1 rRNA gene is annotated in these 523 nt (G+C 73.4%); it reads right to left on the bottom strand.

The window, feature by feature from the left end:
- Positions 1-430: 430 nt before the first annotated feature.
- A 5S ribosomal RNA gene (rrf, locus tag LUU90_RS26385) occupies positions 431-523 on the bottom strand; the annotation flags it as partial.

Genomic DNA, 523 nt, shown 5'->3' with positions numbered 1-523 from the left:
TCCGGGCGGTCGGATCCGGGCGGTCGGATCCGGGCGGTCGGATCCGGGCGGTCGGACGGATGCCGCGGCGCGGTTCCGCGGCGTTCCGCGCCGGCCCAGGGTTTGTGCCCGGGACGGTCGGTGTTTCGGGCGTAAACGCTGGGTAGGCCGGCGCATCGCTGGGTGGGCCGGGGCGCCGGGTCGCGTCGTCTGGTCGGAGTCGCGTCCGGTCGGGTTGCGGGCCCAGGGTTTGTGCCCGGAACGATGTGCTGTTTCGGGCGTAAACGCTGGGTAGACCGTGGTGTCCGGGCCCGCGCGCAGTGGCCCGGCCCCGGGGCGGGGGGCCGGTGGGGGCCTGGCGGGCGGGTTGTTGGGGGAATGCAGTCAGGGGGTGGAACCAGGCACGACCCCGTGGGGTTGTGTCGGGTTCCACCCCCTGCTGGGAATGGTTGTCCGGCGGCGTCCTACTCTCCCACCCCGTCTCCAGGGCAGTACCATCGGCGCTGTGGGGCTGAGCTTCCGGGTTCGGAATGGGACCGGGCGT

The sequence above is a fragment of the Promicromonospora iranensis genome, from assembly GCF_028994775.1.
Lineage (GTDB): Bacteria > Actinomycetota > Actinomycetes > Actinomycetales > Cellulomonadaceae > Promicromonospora > Promicromonospora iranensis_A.
Note: the sequence above shows the minus strand (reverse complement) of the source record. Positions and strands in the feature narration are given on the sequence as shown.